Source organism: Pontibacter diazotrophicus (genome assembly GCF_003367245.1).
GTDB lineage: Bacteria > Bacteroidota > Bacteroidia > Cytophagales > Hymenobacteraceae > Pontibacter > Pontibacter diazotrophicus.
Genome location: NZ_QRGR01000007.1, coordinates 139010 through 158339, shown reverse-complemented (window position 1 = coordinate 158339; position 19330 = coordinate 139010). Strand labels below are relative to the sequence as shown.

The following is a 19330-nucleotide window of genomic DNA, read 5'->3' as shown; positions in this document are numbered from 1 at the left end:
TTTACTGCGGTAGTTCCTGGAACATTTCCTCCACACCCTCTACGATCTGTTCCTGGAGTTTTGCCTGCTTGCGCTGCAGTATGGCTTCTGCTCTGCCACGCCATACCAGTTCGTTACGTTCGTTATCCACGAAGTGCACCGATACGGTTCCTTCTCTGTACCTGCCAACCTCTACTTCTCTGCTCCTCCAGGTATAGCGGCGCTGCCCGATGTAGTTTGGTGGGTCCGATCGGATATCCGTCTCCCGCGTCTGTACTTCTTCAGTTACCACAATTCCCAGGTTAATGAGCAGGTCTGGATCTGAAGTAGTTTGTGTTAAACCCCGTGCCTCCAGTTGGTCTGAGATTGCTTGCTGCAGATACTGCACCTGCGTCCGGTAGGCTGGTGTCAGTCCTTCTCCGGAGGCATCCACCTCATAGAAAGCAAACGTGTTATAGTTGCTTAGCTGAAAACCAGGAGCAGGCTCCGTGTTCACTTGTATCGATGGCGAGCATCCCACCAGAAAAAGTAACGCTGGTACTATGTACTGGAGGTAAAATGTTTTCATATTTCTATTCTGACTATTCATAGTTCCTGTATACGTATCTTTTGCTGTGAGCAATTATTTAAATTTCCGCCACACAGGCCTTATTACGCTCTACAAGGCCTGTATGGCGTTGCCCGGCCGGGCCGATAACAGTTCACCAGGTGTAAAGAACAAATTTTGATAGTATGTAGCACATAATGTCTACCTTTAACCGCACATCCCGGCGCCAGCGTATCGGGCATACATTAAGAACTCTCAGGCTATCACAAAAACGTTTGACACAAGCATGAACAAAACGGCTCAGATAATACAGAAAAAGAAAAAAACCATTCTCGAAAACTGGATGAGTAACCAACTCTCCGACCAGGCACTCCGTGATGATCTGATATCAAATGAGGACCTTCACAAACAATCAGAGGAGTTACTGAACGGGTTGGCCCGTGCCATGGCAACTGGCAACGTAGACAATATTTATGCCGCAGAGTATGAGCCTGTAACGGAAATAATTAGCGACATCTCCGTCACCCGTGCCCGGCAGGGCTTCAGTCCTCGGGAAACAGGATTGTATGTGCTCAGCCTGAAGCAAGCCATTGCCGACACGCTGGAGCAGGAACTTGCTGGCCAGCATGAGCAGCTTTATAAGGAAGTTACACTAGTGAGCAGGCTGCTTGACAGCCTCAGCGTGATAACCTTTGAGACCTTCATTAAAGGCCGCGAGGAAGTAATCTTACGGCAATCCGATGAAATCAGTGAAATATCCACTCCTGTAATCAAAGTATGGGATGGCATTCTGGCTCTGCCGATTATTGGCACCCTGGACAGTGCCCGCACGCAAGTTGTGATGGAAAACCTGCTGCAGGAGATTGTAAACACAGGCAGCAACATCGCCATTCTGGATATATCCGGCGTGCCAGCCGTTGACTCACTGGTTGCCCAGCACCTTATGAAAACTGTGAGTGCCACCCGCCTGATGGGTGCCGAGTGTATCATCAGCGGCATACGGGCTGAAATAGCGCAAACAATTGTACACCTGGGCATCGATCTCTCCAATATTAAAACAAAAGCATCGCTGGCCAGTGCGCTGCAGCTGGCCTTCAGCATGAATAAGATAGAAGTAAAATCGAACGCCAGAAACGCCAACTTCGGATTGAGACGCTAAACATGGAAATGGAAAGAATCCCGATATTAAAAATGGGCCCCTTTCTGCTGGTCACCATACAGGTAGACCTTTACGACAGGCTGGCTCTGAATTTAGAGAATGACCTTATTACCATGGTTAGCAAAACAGGCGCGCGGGGTGTGCTTATTGATATATCAGCTGTAAGTATTGTGGACTCCTTTATGGGCCGCATATTAGGCAACATCGCCTCTATGTCGCGCATAATGGATGCAGAAACAGTGGTGGTGGGCATGCAACCCGCCGTTGCCATTACACTGGTAGAACTTGGCCTTACGCTGCAGGGAGTGCACACGGCACTTGATGTGGAAAAAGGCATGGACTTACTTCATGACAAAATCGGGCCCGACCAGTTGCAGGAGCAGGACGAAGAGGAAGGACCGGATGATCGTACTGAATAAAGACACGATGCAGATCGTGCGGGAACAGGACGTTGTCCTTTTTCGCAACCGAGTGCGCGAGTACAGTACTAAAATAGGAATGAACCTTGTAAACCAGACAAAACTAATTACAGCAGCCAGCGAACTTGTCCGAAACATGCTCAAGTATGCTGACGGCGGGCAGGTTATCATTGAAATTATCAGTAACAATGCCCGCAACGGCGTCAAACTAACTTTTATTGACCAGGGCCCCGGCATAGCGGATGTGCCGCAGGCCATGCAGGATGGCTTCTCGACCGGGAAGAGCCTTGGTCTCGGCCTGCCCGGCGCCAAGCGACTTGTAAATGAGTTTGAAATACAGAGCAAACCGGGAGAAGGCACCCGCGTGAGCGTTACCCACTGGAAACATGGACGTTAACCAACACCAACAATTCCTGATTCCTGACAAGAGCTATTCCAATATAGCAAAGCGAGACATTACCAGGTTAGTAGAGAGCTATGGCTTCTCGCCCGGTGATGTGGGCAGGGTGAACATCGTTATCTCCGAACTTGTAACCAATTTAGTGAAGTTTGCCACTGAAGGCGGTGAGCTGCTGGTAAAGCCTCTCGGCAGCCCTGTTACCGGCATTGAGATTCTTTGCCTCGACAACGGCCCTGGCATGTCTGACCCTGCCCGCATGCAGGAAGATGGCGTCTCCACGTATGGCTCGGCAGGTGAAGGCCTGGGAGCAATTAAAAGGCAGTCAGATGAATTTGATCTTTATTCACAACCAGGCATAGGCACTATAGTGCTCTCCAGAATATATAAAACCGGCAAAAAGAAAGATTTGGCGGCAGACATCATCCGCTACGAGGTGGGGCATGTGATGGTGTCGAAGCCAGGTGAAACTTTTTGCGGAGACAATTTTGCGCTGGCCCTGCGCGGCCCGGACTTGCACCTGCTGGCCTTAGACGGCCTGGGGCACGGCGCAAACGCACACGAAGCATCCCGGCAGGCAGCCCAACTCTTTATGGCCTCACCGGCAACAGCACCTGCCGATGCGCTGCGCTACATACACGCTAACATCAAGCGCACGCGCGGCGCAGTAGGGCTTGTGGCCAGCATCAGCGGCAGCACATACCGCATCGGCTACTGTGGCGTTGGCAACATTGCTGGAAAACTGTTTACACAGGATAGCAGCATGCCCGGAGCAGCCTACAAGAATATTATCTCTTATAACGGTATTTTGGGGCATAATATACCCAACACCCTCAGCAATCAGCAACTTGAATGGGGGCGCAGTAACATATTGGTCCTGCACTCCGACGGGCTAAAATCACGATGGGATATGTCAAAGTTCCCCTCTCTGAACCGCCACCACGCTACCACCATTGCTGCTGTGCTTTATAAAACCAACAGCCGCAAGACCGACGACACACTTGTAGTTGTATGTAAAGGCAAAATATAGAATGGAATGTCACGTAGTATAATCAAAATAAATATCACGAACGAACTGGACGTGGTACTGGCTTATAAAAGGGCCATGCAACTGTCGGAGCGGCTGGGCATGGCGCAGGCGAACCAAACGAAGTTTGCCACTGCCGTCTCCGAAATCTGCCGCAATGTGATAGAGCATGTCGGCAACGGCGGCATCCACTTCAGCCTGGCAGAAGAAGGTGGCGTTCATTATTTAGAGGCCTCTATCACAGATAGGGGCCGCGGCATTGGCAACCTCGAGCATATTCTTTCCGGAAGAGGCTCCTCTCCTGCCGGGCGTGGGTCCGGCATCATCAACTCCAGAAAGCTTACCGACTTCTTTGACATTGAAAGTGCTTTTGAGAAAGGCACCAGGGTAACGCTCCGCAAAAAGCTTCCGGTCCAGGCGCCTAACCTGACAAAGCAACTGCTGGAGAACTGGACGATGGAGTTTGATCAGGAGACCAGCATCTCGCCTTATGCCGAAATCAAGAAACAGAATATGCAGTTACTGGATCTGCTGGAGCAACTGCGCCTCCGCAACATAGAGGCAGAGCAACAACTACAGGAGATTCGGAGGCTAAACATCAGGCTGCAGCAGTCAAATTCAGAAATTGGTATGCTATTGGAGGAGCGCGACAAGAAAAACAGCCAACTGCAGCGCGTTAACGAAAGCCTGGATGCCTTTGCCCACACGGTGTCGCATGACCTGCGGGCGCCACTGCAAAACATCAACGGAATAGCCACTGCGCTGGAGGCCTGCCTGGAAGATGATCTGTTGGAGGAGGCGACCCTGATGTTCCCGATGCTACGCCAGCAAACAAATAAAATGGACCGGCTCATTACGGGAATACTCGCTTATTCGCTAGCTGGCCACCGAAACATCCAGAAAAACGCCGTAAACCTGTACACGCTGCTGCACCAGGTGGTGGCATCGCTAAACGTGCCTGCTGGTTATGAGATTTGTATACCAGAAGACCTACCAGTGCTTTATACCGAGGAGATATTCCTATACCAGGTTTTTAGCAACATCATCGGCAACAGCATCCAACACCACGACCAACCCGACAAGGCTTTGTTACAAATTGCCTGTGAGGTAAACCCGGAGTTCCTTTCTTTTTCCATTCAGGACAATGGCCCCGGCATACCTAAAAACAAACAACATCAGGTGCTGAGCATCCACGAGCTAGACACCAGTGTGAGACGTTCGCTCTCCTCCGGACTTGGCTTGTCTATTGTTAGCAAGATCATTGGCCGAAAAGGCTGTAAGCTTTGGATAGAATCGGAAGGACGCGGCAGCCGCTTTGTATTCACTTGGCCTGCCACCGAATTGATAGCTGAGGACCCTTCCTAAGCACAGGAAAACATTCCCTATAACACAGGAGGCGCTGCAAGTTATTGCAGCGCCTCCTGTGTTATAGGGAATGTTTTCGGCACCTACTTTCTCACCTTGAAAAACTCATCCATGATATCCCGCACATCGTGTTTGGTAAGGGCTTTTGAAAAATGCTTCCGCACCTTTTTAAAGTTCTTCAGGCGCTCCAGGTCATAAAAGCTGGCCGAAGAAGTCAGCATCAGAATAATCATGTGGTCCTTCATATCAAAGCCACGCTTTTCATACTCTTCCAAGAAGGTAAACCCGTCCATTACCGGCATCTTGATGTCCAGGAAAATCAGGTCTGGGCATTTAAATGCGGCATCAGGCTCATCAGCACAGGATCTGGCCAGGTACTCTAATGCTTCTTTCCCGTTTTTCAACACCAATATTTCATTGGCTATCTGCATTTCACTGAGCAGGCGCTTGTTCAGGTAGTTTGTTGTTTCATCATCGTCTACCAATAGCACCAGTTCCAGAGGAGTGTTATAAGAAATCATTGGGTAAGTCGCTGCCTTCATTAACGCTAGTATCATTAAGCGAGTGTTGCAAGGCCTCTGCTAAACAGCAGGGTAAAGCACATCATTCGCTTCCGCTAATATCGGGTACTTTCTTCAAATATCAAATTGGGCTCAATTGCATGAAGAAAATTCTATTCTTCTTTTGAAGTCCCGTTTAATTAATAGCTTCAACAGCAGGTATCTTCCTCAGCTGAAAAGAGCATCCGGAGATGCGCTTTTCTATATTTACGTGCTGTTATTGGCGTATAAAAGGTTAAAGTAGTGCCGCTGCAAATACATCTTTTTTTCCTGAGAAGAGTATTAAGATAAAGAAATGCCTGTGGAAGGCTCGTGTAGAATGAATAAATCTGAAACCTATGGATCATTACCCTCTGAAACCTGAACATATGCGCGCACCTGCGAATCTCACCCGCGAAGAGATACAGAAAAGTCTTGATGAGTTAGACAGTAAAATAAAGGTGCTGAAAGGAAGGGCACATGCCACTGCCGCTGACTCGAACCATACCTACCACGAACACATTGCAGGCCTCGAGAAGAAGCGGGAACTCATTGCCTCTAAACTTGCTGATGCAGAAGACAAGCAGAGTACCTGGCAGGATCTGCAAAGCGGGCTTGAAAACCTGAAAGATGACCTGAACAAGTTGTTCAAATAAAACACAGAAGCCCCTGCAACTCAATTGCAGGGGCTTCTGTGTTTTATTGAACCTCCTCATCAACCGGCTTCGGTAAAGTACCCAGCTAAAGCCCCTGATCACAAATTCTGAATTCTGAAGAAAGTAACCCCTTTTGATTACCTGCCCGGTACAAGTAAACGCAACAAGCGGGCATCTTCTCTGAGAGGTTTAAGAAGGCAGGCATACCCACCAAATTAACATCTACTATCAATTCTAATTCACTAAGGCATGCTCTGCCTGTAGTAGATCGAGGCATGTCGAAAAAATTAATATCTATAGCTATTTGGTTATATAATGGAACATATATACTTTCGCTCCGTATTAAAAATCAAATTTTAATTATACATTTACTTATAGCAACATATTATGATGTTTATACTATCCTTAACAGGAAATTTGGGTTTCCTGTACTGAATCAGGAAAAGGTTTGTGAAAAAATAAAAGAAACTAAAAGCATACTTGGTTTCATTCTATACTTTTTTCACGCTTCCATTACCCGTTTAGTAAAAGATAAATAATATTTCACGCACCAATACCAAAGCTCATTTGATTACATGCTTACTCTTTTAATAGCGCTGAAACGCATCTTATGGAGCGTAGCTGTAGCCTTTGTGTTTATCCCCCTGCTGTATGCACAACGCCCGGGCAACGTCGGCAGCGGTACAGTTCCGCACACCGTGGTCTATAAACTAAAGCCTCAGTTCGGCCAGATGGCGCGTAGCAGCCAAAGCGCCGGCAGCATCCTTCAGTCAGCCATGCAGGAGGTAGGTGCGCAGCAGGTACAGCAGAAGTTCCCGAAAGCAGCAGCACAGGCTGCCAATGTGCGTAGAGCCGCCCCCGCTGTCGACCTGTCGCTGATTTATGAGTTGAAGTATGATGAGAGCTATACCCTTGACCAGGTACAAAAATCCCTGATGAGCACTGGTTTGGTGGTGTATGTAGAGCCGCTCTACGTGCGGGAACCGCTTTCTCAACCCAATGACCCTGCTGCTGACTCAACCAAGTCCACACAGTATTACCTGAAGCTGCTGCAGGCCTATGAAGGCTGGGCTGTGGAAAAAGGCGACACGAATGTGGTAGTTGCCATTCTGGACACTGGTTTCCGGCTTACGCACGAAGAGCTGAAATCAAAAGTGAAGCACAACTACAATGATCCGGTTGACGGCATAGACAACGACGGCGACGGCTATATCGACAACTTCTCTGGCTGGGACTTTGCTGATAAAGATAATAATGTAGATGACGATACGCCCTGGAAAGGCCATGGCACCAGTGTAGCCGCTGTGTCAGCTGGTGCTACGAACAATGGCAGCGGTATAGCCAGCCTGGGTTACAACACAAAGTTTCTACCCCTGAAGGTTTTTTCGTCTGTTACCAACGGCTCCTTTGGCGGTTATGAAGCCATTGTGTACGCCGCTAATAAAGGATGTAAGGTCATTAACCTCTCGTGGGGCGGTGAGGGGCAGTCGCAGTATGAGCAGGATATTATTAATTATGCTGCGCTGGATAAAGACGTATTGATTGTAGCATCCGGAGGAAACACGAACAAACTGCTGGACATCTACCCGGCTTCTTATGAAAATGTACTTTCAGTGGGAGGAACCAACGCCAAAGATGTCAAGTACAAAGACCACACCTATAGCTACCGTATAGACCTGACAGCGCCCAGCGACAATATTTACACCGCCACCATCAACAACGACCGTACCTACGGTGGCGCCTGGGGCACCTCTTTCTCCTCTCCTATTGTAGCCGGAGGCGCGGCCCTGGTGAGAGCGAAATACCCGGAACTCAACGCCCGGCAGGCTGCAGAGCGAATCCGGGTTAGTACAGACGATATTTACGAGCTTGCAGGCAACCAGCCATACCTTGAGAAATTAGGGAAGGGCCGTTTTAACCTGAAGAAGGCGCTGAAGCAGCAGAACCTCAAATCGGTGCGTTGTACCTCGTACGGGCTGGCTCTAACGACACAAATTGCTTATGCAGGCAGCACAGTGGCCTTGGAAACCAGCTTCCTGAACTACCTTTCTCCCACCACAGCACTACAGGTAACGCTCACCTCTGCCTCCACCTATGTCAGCATGGAGCGGGGCACCTTGAACCTGGGCAGTGTCGCCACCATGGCCACAGCCACTTCTGGCCTGCGCCCTTTCATCCTGAACATCGCTGAGGATGCGCCTACCAACCACACGGTGCACCTGCGCCTTGGCTTCAGTGACGGCGACTATGAGGATTTTCAGTACATCACACTGGTCATCAACCCAAGCTTTGTAACCCTGACCGCAAACGACCTCCACGTGTCGCTGAACAATGTGGGTAACATTGGCTATAACGGCCTTAATTTTAAGCAGGGCATTGGCGTAAAATACAAAGGCGGCCCTTCTTTGTTGTTTGAGGGAGGTCTGGTAGTGGCGACAGACGCCGGCAAGGTATCGGACAACCTTCATAATGAGAAATGGCTTAACGATGCAAACTTTATCTCATCAGGCCCCGTTCGGCTGCGCTACGACACGCCGCTAGCTACACAGGAGGCGCGTACGCTGATGGAGGCTACCGGAAGTAAGCAGGCGGGCGTAAGGGTAAAACAGGTGGCCTCTGCCTGGATGGAAGCCCCTGACCGCGACTACATCATTTTCGAATACCAGATAACCAACGTAACCCCTGATACGATTGCAAAGGTGCACGCCGGCCTCTTTGCCGACTGGGACATTGGCAACTATATGCAGAATGCCGCCGCCTGGGACGATTCCCTAAAGCTCGGCTATGTTTACAACAAGCGGTCTGCTTTGCCTTATGCAGGCATTAAACTTCTGACAAAAGACCAACCGGTTTATCATGCCATAGACAATATGGGCGGGAACGACTCTACTGTGACTGTAGATGACGGTTTCACGGATGCAGAAAAGTACAAGATAATTTCTAACGGAGTGAGCAGGGTGAAGGCTGGCGGCAGAGCAGGTAACAACGTGTCGCATATAGTGGGTGCCACACTCACCGATCTTGCCCCAGGCGAGATACGAACAGTAGCTGTGGCGCTACTGGCTGCTGATAACCTGACAAAGCTGAAAGTGCATGCAGCGGCAGCGCAGGAGAAGTACATCAGTATCAAATCCGGGCCTATGCCCACACCAACACAGCATGGTATCTGCGCGGGCTCCCCCGTTATGGTTACCCCGGACAATGGCAGCGTGTTTAACTTTTATGCGGATGAAGCCAAGTCGCAACTCATTGGCACAGCAGATGCGCTTCCTGTTGGGTCAGTGAATGAGAACAGGACCATCTATGTCACCAATGCCGATTCTTTATTTGAAAGTACACCCGTACCCTACAGCTATATTATACCTGACGAACCTGTTGCTGATTTTAATTTTTCTAAGGAGTTCGGCAACATTGGCCTGGCGACACAACTAACGAACAAAAGCAAACATACGGCTTTAGTAGAATGGAACTTTGGAGACGGCACCACCTCCACAGATATTCACCCAAGCCACACTTATAAAGAGATTGGCATGTATGAGGTGACGCTCACAGCATCTGACAGCCTTGGTTGCGTACAAAGCGTTATCACCAAGCAACTGCAGGTTTACTCCGATCAGGTAACTGTTTTCCCAAATCCGACAGACCAGTTTCTCATCATTACGCTTACAAGACCAATCGATTGGAATGACAGTGCCTCCAGTCCGCGCCTGACACTGACAGACATGGCAGGCAAGAGCGTTTCTCCACCCTCGCATGTTTCTGATTCTGATTTATATTACGATGTAAGTACACTAGCGGCAGGCGTTTACATTGCCCACATCATGTATAATAACACCAGTTCTGTAAAGCGGATATTAGTGAGGCATTAGAATCAGTAAGCATACGCTATACCATGTAAAAAGAGAAGGCCTCACTTTCCAGTGAGGCCTTCTCTTTTTTATATAACGTACAGAAATTAAACCTAAGCGCCTTTTTCTTTCAGTCGGATAAGGTTAAGCGCAGAACCAGCTTTAAACCATCCAATCTGTCCCTGGTTATAGGTATGGTTTACCATAAAGCTATCCTGGCTGCCATCGCTGTGGTGCAGCACCACTTTCAGTGGCTGTCCTTCTCTAAAGTCTTCCAGACCAATAATGTCGAAGGTATCGGTTTCCTCAATCAGGTCGTAATCTGCTTTATTGGCGAAAGTAAGTGCCAGCATCCCCTGCTTCTTCAGGTTAGTTTCGTGGATACGCGCGAATGACTTCACGATTACGGCACGAACACCTAAGTGGCGTGGCTCCATGGCAGCATGCTCACGGGATGATCCCTCACCATAGTTCTCGTCGCCTACTACTACTGTACCGATTCCGGCAGCTTTGTAGGTACGTGCTGTGGCAGGCACGGTATCGTAACCACGGGTCATATCGTTGTATACGCTGTTTGCCTCGCTGTTGAAAGCGTTCATGGCGCCGATCAACATGTTGTTAGAGATGTTGTCGAGGTGGCCACGGTACTTCAACCACGGGCCGGCCATAGAGATATGGTCCGTCGTACACTTGCCTTGCGCTTTAATCAGTAGTTTCAGGCCTTTCAGGTCTGTACCTTCCCATGGCTTAAAGCCTTCGAGTAGCTGCAGACGGTCAGATGCCGGGTCAACTACCACCTCTATCTGGCTGCCATCCTCTGCCGGGGCTGTATAACCAGCGTCTTCCACGGCAAAGCCTTGTGTTGGCAACTCAATGCCTCTTGGCTCATCCAGTCTTACCTGCTCGCCATCCTCATTTGTCAGCGTATCAATCAGCGGGTTAAAGGTCAGGTCACCGGCAATAGCGAAGGCCGTCACAATTTCCGGTGAGGCTACAAACGCATGTGTGTTCGGGTTACCGTCGTTACGCTTGGCGAAGTTACGGTTAAACGAAGTAATAATGGAGTTCTTGCGCTTCGGGTCGTCTGTATGACGGGCCCACTGGCCGATGCACGGTCCGCAGGCATTTGCCAGCACCACACCGCCCATCTCTGCGAAAGTATCCAGCAAGCCGTCACGGGCTGTGGTATAGCGTACCATTTCAGAACCAGGTGTGATGGTGAATTCCGCCTGCGCCACTAAACGCTTCTCAACCGCCTGTGCCGCCACAGAGGCAGAACGGGTTAAGTCTTCGTAAGAGGAGTTGGTGCACGAACCAATCAGACCTACTTCCAGTTTAGCTGGCCAGCCGTGCTCACGCACTACGGAAGCAAACTGAGATATTGGCCATGCTGCATCCGGCGTGAACGGTCCGTTTACGTGTGGTTCCAATGTAGAAAGGTCAATTTCAATCAGCTGGTCGTAAATAGCCGCCGGGTTAGCATACACCTCGTCGTCAGCACGCAGGTGCTCTGCCACGCCATCAGCCATGTCAGCAATTTCCTGGCGCTCTGTTGCCATCAGGTAATCACGCATTTTAGCATCGTAAGAGAAAACAGAGGTCGTTGCACCAATCTCAGCGCCCATGTTACAGATTGTACCTTTACCCGTACAAGACATCGACTCGGCACCATCACCAAAGTACTCCACAATAGCACCCGTACCACCTTTTACAGTCAGGATACCGGCTACTTTCAGGATAACGTCTTTTGGAGATGTCCAGCCGCTCAGTCTACCAGTCAGCTTTACACCAATCACTTTCGGGAATTTCAGTTCCCAGGGCATGCCGGCCATTACGTCCACAGCATCGGCACCACCCACACCAATGGCTACCATACCCAAACCACCTGCGTTCGGTGTGTGTGAGTCAGTACCAATCATCATACCGCCCGGGAAAGCGTAATTCTCCAGCACTACCTGGTGAATAATACCCGCACCCGGCTTCCAGAAGCCAAGGCCATATTTGTTAGAGACAGAAGCAAGGAAATCATATACTTCTTTGTTCTCGTTATAAGCGTCCTGTAAGTCAGAGTCTGCGCCAACGCGTGCCTGAATCAAGTGGTCGCAGTGCACAGTAGAAGGCACAGCCACCTGTGGCTTTCCAGCCTGCATGAACTGAAGCAGCGCCATCTGAGCCGTGGCATCCTGCATGGCGACCCTGTCCGGCGCAAAATCCACGTAAGACTGCCCCCGCTCATGTGCGCCTCTAGCCGGACCTTCGTAAAGGTGCGAATACAAGATTTTCTCTGTTAGGGTCAGCGGTCGGCCTACTGCCTTGCGGGCAGCAGCAATGCGCTCTCCCATGCCGGCATATACTGCCTTGATCATTCCTAAATCAAATGCCATAGTTTTGCTATTGTTAGTTATTTAAATGCTTTATTAAGAAGTTCACAAAGGTACGAAATCTATATATCTCTAAAAACATTAACATACATGAATATAGACGAAACAATAATTTTTAAGCACAGCAGGTAGCATGCGGTTTTTTTAAAACGCATGCTTTATTTTTGTAGCTACAAATTTTCGAAATTTTTCCTCATGAAACATCACTTTCTTAATACCCCTTCCAGCCTTATTTTGTTTTTAGCAATAGCAGTAACCCAAATTTTAAGCTCCTGCACTTCGGTGGATGCTGCAGAAGAAAGCTCCACATCTATACAAACAGGCACCTGGCGCGTGGCTTTGCAGGCGCAGGGCCAGGAAATCCCGTTTATCATGGAAGCCGAAGAAACAGAAGGCAGCACCGTATTGTACCTTATAAACGGGGAAGAACGCATTCTGCTGGACGACATACAGCAACAGGGTGATTCTTTGAAAATAGCCTTGCACACTTTTGATGCGGATTTTATTACCCGCGTAAACGGAGATAAGATGAAAGGCCGTTTTGTGAAGCACGATGCTGAAACGCCCTACGCTGTTCCTTTTGTGGCAGCACATGGCCAGCAAAACCGCTTTGCAGCAAATCCTGCTCCTGCCACCTATAACTTCGATGGAAAATGGGAGGTCCTTTTTACTGATAAGGAAGGAGCCAGCTACAAAGCCATCGGTGTGTTTAAGCAGGATGACAACTATGTAACCGGCACCTTTCTGACGGAGACAGGCGATTACCGCTACTTAGAAGGGCAGGTGGAAGGGGCGCAACTGAAGCTGTCGACTTTTGATGGCAACCATGCTTACCTCTTCACAGCCCAACCGAGCGGCGACAGCACCCTGCAAGGTGACTTTTACTCCGGCATGAGCGATTACGAAAGCTGGACAGCCAGGCGCAATGAGCAGGCACAGCTTGCCGGCGCCGACACCCTCACTTACCTGAAACCCGGCTACGAGGAACTAGTCTTTACTTTCCCGAACCTGGAAGGTGAGCAGGTCGCCTTATCAGATCCGAAGTACAACGATAAAGTGGTACTTGTGCAGCTGCTGGGCTCGTGGTGCCCGAACTGCATGGACGAGACTAAATTCCTGTCGCCCTACTATGACGAGAACAAAGACCGCGGCCTTGAAATTATAGGCCTTGGCTTTGAACGCAGCCCTGAGTTTGACAAAGCCGCTGCGCGCCTTCAGAAAATGAAAGACCGCTTCGACATTGACTATGACTTACTGGTTGCGGGTGTATCTGATAAAGAAGCAGCGGCCAAAGCTCTTCCTGCCCTCAACCACGTGATGTCGTTCCCGACCACCATCTTTATAGGCAGAGACGGGAAAGTACGCAAGATACACACCGGCTTCTCCGGACCCGGCACCGGCGAATACTACCAAGCCTGGGTAGCTGATTTCAACAAGACAATGGAGGAACTGCTAGCGGAAAAGTGATATAGTGGTTGTTCGGCAGGTATGGCAAATTTACCAGAGAAGCTAGAGCGGAAGAAAGATAAAAGGGCATCCACTTGTATAGCTATAGTGGGTACCCTTTTTAGTGCGAATAGAGCAGTATGTTTTTTAGCTGTCTCATAAGCCCGTTTATAATAGGCAAGAGCAACGGGCTCGGCTTTAAGAAGGCGCTGCTCAGGTACAGGCTTTTAGAATATGATGATAAGAGCTTTTAAACTTACTTATTGGTGACAGCGCTTGCTTAGAGTGTGTTGGCTATTGACACTATTTCTTACTATACTTTTCAGTGACAGTAATTAATTCATCTGCTTCTATGTCCTCAAAGTCCCAATTGTATTCTCTTTCAGTTAAGGTTATTTCTAAGGTCAAAGAAGCATTTGAAAGCTTTGTGACTTCATACTGCAAGGGCTGAAGTGATAAGTTTTCATTAGGAGTTAGCTCAAGATTTCTCTCATTCAGGGACCATGTTCCTGTTATATAGTTATTCTTATATATATTATCCTTTTTCAGAAGTAGCCAAGTTGTCTTACTAATGTCTTTCTGTAGCTTTCCATTTACATAAATTTCCTCTGATTGCCAATCACCGGTCAGATCAACTGGTCTTACAGAGTCGTCTTTACATGAGGTAAAGAATAGTGTAATGCTCATCAAAATTGTCAATCGGATAGTCTTCATAATTTTTTATGTTTTAATTTATAGCCAATAAGCTAAGCCATGGGGTGGCGTAGCTACCGTGAAGCTATTGTTGAGTAGCGTTGTTCTTTTTCGGCAATTCTTCATTAGGATCATATTCAGCGCTTAGCTGTTTAGCGTTTTCCTCAACTGTTGTCGTGAAACCTACTTCTTTTCTGCGCTTGTTCACGTACTCAACGTCTTCAATGGGCCAGATAACTTGTCCGCCATCTGCACGCACCCAACTCGCTGCCTGAGTGCCGTAAATCTGCTTCTTTCCCTGAAACATCAGTAGCCTGTCGCGCATCTTTGCCGCATCAGTAGCACTTGCTTCGCCTTTCTTCGCCAGCGTTTCCATCTGAGGAAGGTACTTTTCTATTGTTTCTGTGTTAGAATGTTGTACCACATAAAATATGGAATTGGCAGCCTTTTCTCCAACCTTGCTTTTCGGCAGCCAGCCATATTGTTCAATTATAGGAATTACCCTTTTCTGGTTGGCCGAATCAACAGACATCACTTTCATTGAATAAGCTATACTTGCTTCAGGGCTACTTATAGTATCCCAGTCAATGTTGCGGATACTTTGGTCTATATCGTACACTTCCTCCAGTTCTCTTTGTAGCGCTGCATAGTCTGGTTGCTGCTCGTTGATTGATGCATCGGAAGCGCTATCAACTGAAGACTGGCATCCAGCTAGTAGAAATAGGATGATGATAGTTTGTTTTAAATTCATTGTTATCAATATGATTCAACGTCTGGGCTATGGTGCGTATATGCACTATAGTTGTTGTTGCCGACTGTAATTTTTCTACTCCTCTTTGTAGGAGATAACATAGAATCTCTCATTCAGGTTGATATTTATAGGGTGGGTAAGCTTCCATTGTCGGTAGGACTCAAAGTCAAGTTTAACGTTTTCTGGGACTATCATAATCATATCATATTGTTCCATGATAAACTCTTTTAGGTACCCGCTTTCAATGATCTCATTCAATTCAGAAAGATACTCCGTAGTTCTTTGTGTCCGCGCCCATTTTTTTCTCACGTCATGTTTGACTTGCTCCTGAAGGGCAAACTCCTTTAGCGACTCTACATGTAGCTCTAAGTACAAACCTGGAAAGCCTGCGGATCTCTCCAATGAGTCGACATTCTCTAGGGCCCATTGAACCTTTTTGAACGCACCACCCATTGCTGAAACCAGCATTAGAGAATCTGCAAAAGCGGCAGGGGCAAAATAAATAGAAGCTTTAGAATCAAAAGGGTTTTGCTTTACTAGCTCGGTCGGTGTAAACTGATCCAAGACTTCTCCTTCCAGATTGCTTATACCAGTTGAGTCTAATACCTCAGATGTGATTCTAAGCTTAAAAAACCACTTTCCGCACTCAAATACTGATAGATGAGACTTGGAGCTTTTTTTGACGTCCGTAACTTCTGCCCTTATGCCATTAACCTTATATCCATCCTTTTTATGATATGTAATGCTTTGATTAGCAGTTATTCCCTTTCGGGTACTAGTCGCGATTTCCTGCAGGGCCGATAAATACCCATTCTTCAGGCGATTTTCACTCCCTTCACCTGCTGGGTACAGGTAAACTGAAACAATAGTCTCTCCTTTTTGGCTTTTGTAAGTGGCTCCTATATTAGATTTTTTTCTATCAAAGGAATAAACTCCTCTTCGTTCATATCCAATTAAGTTTTTTGGAAACTCAATTTTAGTCTGGGTATGCGTGTAGGTTCCTTTGACAGGTAATACTCTTGGACTTCTTATACTTTGAGCAAAAACTACTTGTGAAGTAAGAAGAAGGATTGCAGCAAAGAGGGTAAGTGTTAGTTTCTTAATCACTTTTATTTTCTTATTATCAGCAACGGGTTAGTACAGGCTGCGAACGAGGCGTAGCCGAGTATGGAGAATGTGCAGGGTTAGGCTTTGTTATTCTCTTGGCTTTAGAATATGCTTTTACCTAACTGTGGCAGCTTATTTACTGTCTCAATTTAGCAAGCTTATCCATAGTCTCAGGATTTTCCTTTATGGTAATTGCCTTTTCATAAAAATATATAGCCTTTACTTTGTCTCCCAGCTTTTCGTAATACTGGCCCAAGCTTTTGTACACGTTATAACTGTTAGAGTAGCTCTCCATGTTCAGCTTTAGAAAACCATATTCTTTTTCGGGCATCTTGCGGTAAAAGCAAGCTAGGGCAAAGCTAAATATCATGTCTTCAGGAGGCAGCATCCTGTATCCTACTTTATCTGAGATGCGTGTGTAGTGCTGCCTTACAAAGTCTGCATGAAATGCATGCGATTCTACCCCTTCTTCAGGTATTGGTAATGGTTCATATTCTAGCAATCTACGCAGTGCATCATTTTCTGCCACCAAGGGTACTGTAAAATGATTCTCTCCCTTATAATACTTCCAGGTCAGAGAAGTGCTTTCCTGACCTTCAAGCATCTTTGCAAAGGCAATGTTAGCCCTGCTGTGCGTCACATTATCTGAAGCCAGTACTGTGTCCGCTACCGCCAAGAAGAGCTTCCTGTCACCAATCCTGTCTTTTTGAATCGCTGTGGCAGCTTTCTTCAGTACAACTTTTTCGTCCCACCAAAGGCTCGGGTCAATAGCTACGTAAGCGTTAAATAAGCTTGGCTGTTCCACGAGCGTGTTTACTACCAATAACCCACCGAAAGAGTGTCCTACAAGCATGCGGTACTGCTCAGTTGGGTATTTAGAATCAATGTAAGGGACTAGCTCCTTCTCAAGAAAAGAAGTGAATTCCTTGCCACCTCCAGATTCTCTCAGGTACCTTTGCTCGTTTCCATTCCAGTCTTTTGTTGAGTTTGTAGGAGTAAAGTCACGCGTCCTGTTCGTATTCACAACTGCCACCACAATCATCTCGGGGACTATGCCAGCACCGTTCTCAGAGCTTAAGAAATGTAGCAGTCCTGTCACTGACTGAAAGTGCCAGCTCCGTCAAGCAGATAAAGCACAGGGTATCGCTTGGGAGCGAAGATTTCATGACCTTCTTGTTGAGCGGGGATATGAACCCACACCTGCCTGTTTTCACCTAGTATAGTGGAATAAAGGTTATCAACGACTCCTATTTCAATTTTGCCTTTCTGAGAGTACACAGGCAAAGCAGCGAAAAGAAAGGCTGCCAACAAAAGTTGTTTCATGTTAAAAATAGAGAATTGGTTGTTCAAAATTGCTCAGCTATTTAAGCATGTTTAGAAAATGGTTTATTTATATTCCTTTCTACAACATTATAAATTTTATACAGCCCAACTAAAGTATAAACGGAGTTATTCCGTTTAGCCGCCCAACAGGTGTCGTATAAACGGAACCGGACTAGCGAATATACTATATATCCCGATTAATATAAAGCAGTTCAGCTGGCGATTCCTTCTCTTCGCGAAAGTAACAAAACCGCCCCCTCCAGGAGGTTGGAAACGGAGTTTCTCCTAATAACTACTCTCCTGTTAAATAGAGAAACCTTTTAATAAAATTTCTATTCTATAGTAGAATCAGCGGTAGAATACCCGAAGGCTTGTCCAGGCCTACTCCGGCTTTCGCAGCCGCACAATTCTGAAAGCTCCACCTAAGGCTGCCGGTTTATTCAGTTCCTGCTGTAGTGAGGTATGGCGGATGATGTTACCGATGCTGCGGTTAATGTCAGAGAAGAGGGTGCTGGCAAACTGGTTGAGCAGCCGGCGTAGCGGCGAGGGCTTTTGACCGTCAGGCAGGAACTTATCGAACACCATCACAGTACCGCCGGGTTTTAGCACCCGCTCCACTTCTTTTATACAGGCCACCGGATCAGGGATAACGGCCAGTATCAGGTGCAGTAGCACAGCATCGAAGGTGGCATCAGCAAATTGCAGTTCCTGCCCGTTCATGACCTGTGCCCGCACCGGTAGGTTAAGTTGCTGCGCCCGCTCCCTGAGTTTGGCAACCATGCCCGGTGTAATATCGATGGCTGTCAGGTTCGCGTAGCCCTGCAGGCAGGGCAAATCGAGACCGGTGCCGGCACCCAGCAGCAGTATGGCATCCGTGAGTTTTGCATGAAGTAAATCAATGGATTGTTGACGGTATTTCCGGAAAATGCGGTCGGCAATAAAGTCGTACACAGGGAGGTACAGGGTGTACCGTATACGGTTCCAGGTGTTGGTGTTCAGGCTCATTTCATAGGTTATTTTTCGAGTCCTAAACTAATCAAAATATGCTATTCTGATTTACTACAGGGTAATACCCTTCATAATACAAGCTGCGTTCCTGGCTTTTACTGTATATCCTGAAACCAGTATGTATTACTCACTCTTCACATACCGCTGCACCATAGGGGGCAGTAACGTACACTCCATCGATTCTGTCACGGTGCCATCATCAAAGACCAGCACATGCTGAATTGCGTCTTCAAACTTACTCACACTTTGCCCGCTTTTCGGACATCCGAAGTTCACATCATATACCACAGGTAGCAGATAGGGCTTGCTTTCCACGGCTACGCCATTCACCTCTCTTGGAGACCAATGGCCGTTCGTTGCCAGCACCGTCTGCTTTAAAGATTTTGCAATAACGGCAGGCGTGTCCTGGGTGCAGGCAACATTCTTTACATTTCCGTCTGCACCAACCACAAACCGCACAAACGTTACAGAGCTGACACACAATTTAGAAAGTTCATGCACTTCAGGCAACAAGCCTTCGGCAATAAGCTGTGTCGGCTGCTTGTACTTTTCATGTTTAAACTGCGGTTCGTGGTCTTGCGCTACCACCAGAGACGGCAGCATAAGTACCAATGTGATAACACAGAGTAGCACCTTCATAAGAACAAGTATAAGTAGTTGTAACTGAGAGCATCCATGCACCAAT

Annotated in this window: 18 protein-coding genes; 8 read left to right on the top strand and 10 right to left on the bottom strand. The window is 47.6% G+C overall.

All coding sequences use genetic code 11. The annotated features are described in order from the left end of the window. Window position 1 precedes the first annotated feature (1 nt). Window positions 2–547 carry a DUF4136 domain-containing protein gene (locus DXT99_RS07360; RefSeq protein ID WP_115564886.1) on the bottom strand — a complete coding sequence of 182 codons (546 nt, stop codon included), beginning with the start codon at window positions 545–547 and terminating at the stop codon, window positions 2–4. Window positions 548–812: 265 nt separating this feature from the next. Between DXT99_RS07360 and DXT99_RS07355 the strand changes: the two genes are divergently transcribed. From DXT99_RS07355 to DXT99_RS07335, 5 genes are read left to right on the top strand one after another with little or no spacing between them, the layout of a single operon-like run. Continuing rightward, entirely contained in the window at window positions 813–1685 is an 873-nt protein-coding gene (locus DXT99_RS07355) for an STAS domain-containing protein (RefSeq protein WP_115564885.1), read from the top strand. An 8-nt stretch (window positions 1686–1693) separates the two neighbouring features. Then, window positions 1694–2104: an STAS domain-containing protein gene (locus DXT99_RS07350; RefSeq protein WP_115565032.1), complete on the top strand. Its 411-nt coding sequence runs from the start codon at window positions 1694–1696 to the stop codon at window positions 2102–2104. After that, entirely contained in the window at window positions 2088–2501 is a 414-nt protein-coding gene (locus tag DXT99_RS07345; RefSeq protein ID WP_181885059.1) for an anti-sigma regulatory factor, read from the top strand. Before DXT99_RS07350 ends, DXT99_RS07345 begins: the two co-directional genes overlap by 17 nt. Continuing rightward, window positions 2491–3531: an ATP-binding protein gene (locus DXT99_RS07340; RefSeq protein WP_115564884.1), complete on the top strand. Its 1041-nt coding sequence runs from the start codon at window positions 2491–2493 to the stop codon at window positions 3529–3531. Before DXT99_RS07345 ends, DXT99_RS07340 begins: the two co-directional genes overlap by 11 nt. A gap of 6 nt (window positions 3532–3537) precedes the next feature. Continuing rightward, window positions 3538–4893, top strand: a complete 1356-nt coding sequence (locus DXT99_RS07335) for an ATP-binding protein (protein ID WP_115564883.1) — start codon at window positions 3538–3540, stop codon at window positions 4891–4893. 83 nt (window positions 4894–4976) lie between these two features. Here DXT99_RS07335 and DXT99_RS07330 read toward each other — a convergent pair whose 3' ends face one another. After that, window positions 4977–5450: a response regulator gene (locus DXT99_RS07330; protein WP_246000521.1), complete on the bottom strand. Its 474-nt coding sequence runs from the start codon at window positions 5448–5450 to the stop codon at window positions 4977–4979. Window positions 5451–5791: 341 nt separating this feature from the next. Here DXT99_RS07330 and DXT99_RS07325 point away from each other — a divergent pair, with 341 nt between their 5' ends. Then, the gene (locus DXT99_RS07325) at window positions 5792–6088 is read left to right on the top strand and encodes a sll1863 family stress response protein (RefSeq protein ID WP_115564882.1); all 297 of its coding nucleotides are present in this window, start codon (window positions 5792–5794) and stop codon (window positions 6086–6088) included. 575 nt (window positions 6089–6663) lie between these two features. Further along, window positions 6664–9957, top strand: coding sequence for a S8 family serine peptidase (locus tag DXT99_RS07315; protein ID WP_115564880.1), 3294 nt, complete (start codon window positions 6664–6666; stop codon window positions 9955–9957). 92 nt (window positions 9958–10049) lie between these two features. On the opposite strand, the gene DXT99_RS07310 is transcribed toward DXT99_RS07315, so the two are convergent. Further along, a complete protein-coding gene (locus DXT99_RS07310; RefSeq protein ID WP_115564879.1) occupies window positions 10050–12320 on the bottom strand; it encodes an aconitate hydratase in 2271 nt (756 codons plus the stop codon). A 279-nt stretch (window positions 12321–12599) separates the two neighbouring features. On the opposite strand from DXT99_RS07310, the gene DXT99_RS07305 reads away from it, so the two are divergent. Further along, the gene (locus DXT99_RS07305; RefSeq protein WP_246000520.1) at window positions 12600–13784 is read left to right on the top strand and encodes a peroxiredoxin family protein; all 1185 of its coding nucleotides are present in this window, start codon (window positions 12600–12602) and stop codon (window positions 13782–13784) included. A 282-nt stretch (window positions 13785–14066) separates the two neighbouring features. Here DXT99_RS07305 and DXT99_RS07300 read toward each other — a convergent pair whose 3' ends face one another. From DXT99_RS07300 to DXT99_RS07270, 7 genes are all read right to left on the bottom strand, one after another. Continuing rightward, on the bottom strand, window positions 14067–14477 hold the full coding sequence (locus tag DXT99_RS07300) for a hypothetical protein (protein WP_115564878.1): 411 nt from the start codon (window positions 14475–14477) through the stop codon (window positions 14067–14069). A gap of 64 nt (window positions 14478–14541) precedes the next feature. Beyond that, window positions 14542–15207 (bottom strand): DUF6624 domain-containing protein, encoded by a 666-nt coding sequence (locus DXT99_RS07295; RefSeq protein WP_115564877.1) that lies wholly within the window; start codon window positions 15205–15207, stop codon window positions 14542–14544. A 75-nt stretch (window positions 15208–15282) separates the two neighbouring features. After that, entirely contained in the window at window positions 15283–16314 is a 1032-nt protein-coding gene (locus DXT99_RS07290; protein ID WP_115564876.1) for a hypothetical protein, read from the bottom strand. A 136-nt stretch (window positions 16315–16450) separates the two neighbouring features. Beyond that, a complete protein-coding gene (locus DXT99_RS07285; RefSeq protein ID WP_147294183.1) occupies window positions 16451–17413 on the bottom strand; it encodes an alpha/beta hydrolase-fold protein in 963 nt (320 codons plus the stop codon). Continuing rightward, a complete protein-coding gene (locus DXT99_RS07280; RefSeq protein ID WP_115564874.1) occupies window positions 17410–17637 on the bottom strand; it encodes a hypothetical protein in 228 nt (75 codons plus the stop codon). The genes DXT99_RS07285 and DXT99_RS07280 overlap by 4 nt, the downstream gene beginning before the upstream one ends. 381 nt (window positions 17638–18018) lie before the next feature. Beyond that, entirely contained in the window at window positions 18019–18642 is a 624-nt protein-coding gene (locus tag DXT99_RS07275; protein WP_115564873.1) for a class I SAM-dependent methyltransferase, read from the bottom strand. A gap of 126 nt (window positions 18643–18768) precedes the next feature. Further along, window positions 18769–19284, bottom strand: a complete 516-nt coding sequence (locus DXT99_RS07270; RefSeq protein WP_115564872.1) for an energy transducer TonB — start codon at window positions 19282–19284, stop codon at window positions 18769–18771. Window positions 19285–19330: the final 46 nt, after the last annotated feature.

Coding starts and splice junctions, on each gene's coding strand:
- DXT99_RS07360 (WP_115564886.1), bottom strand. CDS start 547: ATGAAAACATTTTACCTCCAGTACATAGTACCAGCGTTACTTTTTCTG.
- DXT99_RS07355 (WP_115564885.1), top strand. CDS start 813: ATGAACAAAACGGCTCAGATAATACAGAAAAAGAAAAAAACCATTCTC.
- DXT99_RS07350 (WP_115565032.1), top strand. CDS start 1,694: ATGGAAAGAATCCCGATATTAAAAATGGGCCCCTTTCTGCTGGTCACC.
- DXT99_RS07345 (WP_181885059.1), top strand. CDS start 2,088: ATGATCGTACTGAATAAAGACACGATGCAGATCGTGCGGGAACAGGAC.
- DXT99_RS07340 (WP_115564884.1), top strand. CDS start 2,491: ATGGACGTTAACCAACACCAACAATTCCTGATTCCTGACAAGAGCTAT.
- DXT99_RS07335 (WP_115564883.1), top strand. CDS start 3,538: ATGTCACGTAGTATAATCAAAATAAATATCACGAACGAACTGGACGTG.
- DXT99_RS07330 (WP_246000521.1), bottom strand. CDS start 5,450: ATGATACTAGCGTTAATGAAGGCAGCGACTTACCCAATGATTTCTTAT.
- DXT99_RS07325 (WP_115564882.1), top strand. CDS start 5,792: ATGGATCATTACCCTCTGAAACCTGAACATATGCGCGCACCTGCGAAT.
- DXT99_RS07315 (WP_115564880.1), top strand. CDS start 6,664: ATGCTTACTCTTTTAATAGCGCTGAAACGCATCTTATGGAGCGTAGCT.
- DXT99_RS07310 (WP_115564879.1), bottom strand. CDS start 12,320: ATGGCATTTGATTTAGGAATGATCAAGGCAGTATATGCCGGCATGGGA.
- DXT99_RS07300 (WP_115564878.1), bottom strand. CDS start 14,477: ATGAAGACTATCCGATTGACAATTTTGATGAGCATTACACTATTCTTT.
- DXT99_RS07295 (WP_115564877.1), bottom strand. CDS start 15,207: ATGAATTTAAAACAAACTATCATCATCCTATTTCTACTAGCTGGATGC.
- DXT99_RS07280 (WP_115564874.1), bottom strand. CDS start 17,637: ATGAAACAACTTTTGTTGGCAGCCTTTCTTTTCGCTGCTTTGCCTGTG.
- DXT99_RS07275 (WP_115564873.1), bottom strand. CDS start 18,642: ATGAGCCTGAACACCAACACCTGGAACCGTATACGGTACACCCTGTAC.
- DXT99_RS07270 (WP_115564872.1), bottom strand. CDS start 19,284: ATGAAGGTGCTACTCTGTGTTATCACATTGGTACTTATGCTGCCGTCT.